We start from the raw sequence: 4028 nt of genomic DNA on the forward strand, positions 1-4028 counted from the left end.
TAAAACACACTAGTCTAACTACTTTTTTATAAACATCGTAACATTATTTCCCCCCCATATTTCCATCAATTTGAGAAATGTATTCTTCTCAAAAATGAAAATCGACCTAAGATCCTATGGACAACTATGAAAGGATGAAATTTTCGTTTTGGGGATATTTCAGAAGTATAGCTTGATAGATATGGGGTGGGACCCCATACAGTACGATTTTATTTCAAAGACACAACGATCTTACTACACACTGTTTATTTATCCCACACTCTCATCTGCTAGTATTACTATTTTTTATTACTAATGTTGCCGTTTCACTCGGATGGCTAAGAGGAAAATGATGGCCATATGGAACAAAATCAACCTTACCAAGATGCGATGGAGCAGAATAGCCTCTGTCATAATCCCCCCAAATAATGTGAAGATTATACTTTGTTACTTCATTGAAATCACCTTGATCGTTTTTCAGTAGTAAACTGTTAAGCTGAACCGTAGTATTTAAAATTCTAGGAGAAGTAAAACTGTTACTTATTTTTTCGATATAATGTTCAGGGATGCTCTCCATACTTTCAAACAAACCATTACTTAATAAATAACGCCCTATCAAATTAGTAGTTGCCAATTTTAATGTCCATTTGTTCATAAATTGAGGAACATTTAGCGATTTAGCATTTTTTTTAGCAACAGGTGGCTGAAGTAAAGTGATTGAATACTTCTTATCTATGTACTCTTGTACCAATGCTTCCAGAAGAATAAACGCACCGAATGAATGGCCAATTAGATGTGCACCATTAGTAGCTTTCTCCAATAACTTTTTCACTACATTCAAATAGATATCTAGAATATTTTTCTCTCGTTTAAAAGGAGAACGTCCCAAACCTGGAAGATCCAAGATCCATACAGGTTGACCAGTTTTTTCATGAAGCTCTTGTGCTAAAGGAAATAAATCCTCTCCATCACTCAATAAACCATGTAATAAAATAAACGGTTTACCCTCTCCGTGTAATTGGTAAAGGGTAGTGTTATCGCATAATGTTCGTTTAAATAAATGATTATGCTGGCCATTTTGATACATCATTCGATAATCCAGATCAGCTACTACGGCAGGGAAAAATTTCATTACACTCGTCTTCTTAAACCAATCTCCTCCCATAATTTTTTTCGCTGAAACATTTAAAAATTTTCGTTTTGTAATAAAATTCAGTCCATCAGAAGGAATTTTTGTTATTTTACTTACTCCACTATTCATAATTGCTTTCATAAATGGCATTGGGACAGAGATTTTTGGTACCCTCATATTCATACTTTCCGACATAATACTTAATAATTCAGCAATGTTCTGATCGTGCTGTTTGTCTTCAACAAGTGTATATGTTTGAATAGTCGGTTGCTCCAATCTGAAAACCTGCACAATAAACTTCGCAAGCTCATCGTTTGAAATAAGTGGTAACCTATATCCCTTACCTCCAGGAATCACTGGCATGAGCCCTCTTCGCATACTCATCACAAGCAAACCTAATCCTGCTATCTGCTCTGTACTTCCTGTTTTACTACTACCAACTACAGTTGGCGGATTAATTACAGAAAGCGGATAACCTACTGCTGATGCCTGGTGACGGATATAAAGATCTGCTAAAAATTTTGTTCTCTCATATGGATTTTTCATTTTCAAATAATTGTTTCCTTCTTTAAACACATCAATTGCAATCTTGCTATTTTTATCATCAAAGGGACTCATATAACCTACAACATGAATAAATTGTTGCAAGCCCTTCAATTGATGAATACTTTTAGCTAATTCACTAATATGTTTGGCGCCATTTAAAAATACGGAAGCTGCCTCTTTACTTGTCACTTGAATATCCATGGGGCCTCCTGCGTGAATAATCACATCCGTTTTCAATATCCTCTCCTTATCTTCAGCACTTAGACCTAAATCTATTTTCGTCAAATCACCTTCAATAAAGTGCATAACTGCCTTTTTTAAGATGCCTCTTTCTTGAAAAATGCGTGTTGCTTTACTTTTCGACCTCACTAAAAGAAGAATTTTAACATCCTCTTTGGCTAATTCTTTCACTAATTGCTTTCCAATAAAACCTGTTCCACCAATTAAAAATACTGTTCTCATATAAAATCTCCTTTTTAGTACTATTCAGTACTAATTTGATGTAAAAAAAAAGCTTCTTTTATCGAAGCAAGTTAAATAAATGATCTGCTGTTTTCGTGATTACAGTTGCATCCTTCAATGTTTCTGAAATAAATAACGCTCCTTCAAGATTTGTAATAAAAAGTGATGCTACCTCATCAATATTAATCGTATTTCTGAATTCTCCATTCTCTACCCCTTGTTTAAGTAATAGAGAAACTTTCTTTTGTAATTCTGTAAAAAAAAGACCTATTTTTTCTTTTATTTGCGTGGCCTGTGTAGGACTTTGAATATAAAGAGTAATAAATGGACAGCTCCCCTTATACTCTCTCGACTGAACTCCTTGTGATAATTGCTTTAAAAACAGTTGGATACGATCTTCAACTAAAAATTGGTTCTGAGAAAGTACGTCATCAATTGCAGATTGATACATTTCAATCCAATAATCAACGACCCCTTCTAATAATACTTCCTTATTAGAAAAGTGATAATACACATTAGACTTTGAAACTTTGCTTACACGTACTAATTCATCCATACTTGTATAAGCAAACCCTTTTTCTAAAAATAATGTTGCAGCTACTTCAATCACACGTTTTTGATTCATTAATTTTACCTTTGTCATAACTAGAACTATATAGTACTAATTTAAATGTTGCAAGTATTTATGTTAATTTAGAAAAAAGTTTGATTAAAAAAGTTCCACTAACATTGATTTTACTGCAAAAAAATCTTATTTTGAATAAAGTTGAACTGAACCCCGAAATTGTTAATTCACTATCGTCTAATAGGGGTCACCATACATACCCATCAACTTAAGAAAAAGAAATGCCCCCAAAACGAAAAAATGAGCGGCTTCTCAAAATAGCTATCTGTAGAGAAAGAAAATTTTAATTTAGGGGGATATGAAAATATTAGCTTGATGGGTATGAAGTAGTGCCCCTATAAACAAAATCCTCCAGAAACATCTAAAATTTGCCCTGTTACCCAGCGGCTATCAGAAGAAGCAAGGAATGCTACTACATCTGCAATATCTTCAACTTGCCCTATTCGTCCGAACACAGATGAATTCGTAGCAAAATTTCGTATTTCCGGATTATCTAGCAATTTCGCATTTATATCTGTCTTCGTATATCCAGGCATAATTGTATTCACTGTTATACCTCTTTCTCCAAGATGTTTAGCTAGAGGAAGTGTCATCGTATTTAGTGCACCTTTACTTAAACCGTATGCAATGGACCCTGTAAAACCAAGTCTTACTTCAGCTGATGAAATGTTAATAACTCGCCCCTCCGCTCGTAATAACGGTAATGTTTGCTGAATTAAGAAGAACGGTGCTTTAATATTTACAGACATAATTTCATCAAAAACTTCTTCTGTCGTATTTTCAATTGTTCCTTGTGTACCTATCCCTGCATTGTTTACTAAAATATCAATCTCTGATGTACCAACTCTTATTTGTAATTCATTCTTCAATTGTTCTACTATCTTTTTGACACCATCAATTGAATTGAAATCCGCTTCAATTAAGAATGCCTTTCCTCCATTAGATTCAATCTCACTAATTGTTTCATCTGCAGCTGCTTTATTTCGGCCATAGTGAATTGCAACTAATGCACCGTCGTTTGCTAATCTCATCGCAATCGCACGGCCAATGCCGCGACTCGCTCCTGTTACTAACGCTACTTTCCCATCAAGATTTTTCATTTTTTCCATCCTTCCTAAATTTCCGTTTGATAAAGTGAAACTTTAATCAGTGGGGGTTTTCTTCATCCCCCACTGATTATTAGTTGAACCAATCGGGCTTTTACGGGCAGTTAATCTCTCACCTAACCACTTTGCTCCAGCTGAATTTTGAGGTGGGAGTTTTACTGCCCGTTAATGCGGGATA

3 protein-coding genes are annotated in these 4028 nt (G+C 34.7%); all 3 read right to left on the bottom strand.

Annotated elements, in window-relative coordinates; all coding sequences use genetic code 11:
- Positions 1-262: 262 nt before the first annotated feature.
- Positions 263-2119: an alpha/beta fold hydrolase gene (locus tag AB3X48_RS18680; protein ID WP_367959804.1), complete on the bottom strand. Its 1857-nt coding sequence runs from the start codon at positions 2117-2119 to the stop codon at positions 263-265.
- A gap of 58 nt (positions 2120-2177) precedes the next feature.
- Positions 2178-2744 (bottom strand): TetR/AcrR family transcriptional regulator, encoded by a 567-nt coding sequence (locus tag AB3X48_RS18685; protein ID WP_016105342.1) that lies wholly within the window; start codon positions 2742-2744, stop codon positions 2178-2180.
- A gap of 335 nt (positions 2745-3079) precedes the next feature.
- A complete protein-coding gene (locus AB3X48_RS18690) occupies positions 3080-3844 on the bottom strand; it encodes an SDR family oxidoreductase (RefSeq protein WP_016105343.1) in 765 nt (254 codons plus the stop codon).
- Positions 3845-4028: the final 184 nt, after the last annotated feature.

This window comes from Bacillus sp. S4 (assembly GCF_040838205.1).
GTDB lineage: Bacteria > Bacillota > Bacilli > Bacillales > Bacillaceae_G > Bacillus_A > Bacillus_A cereus_U.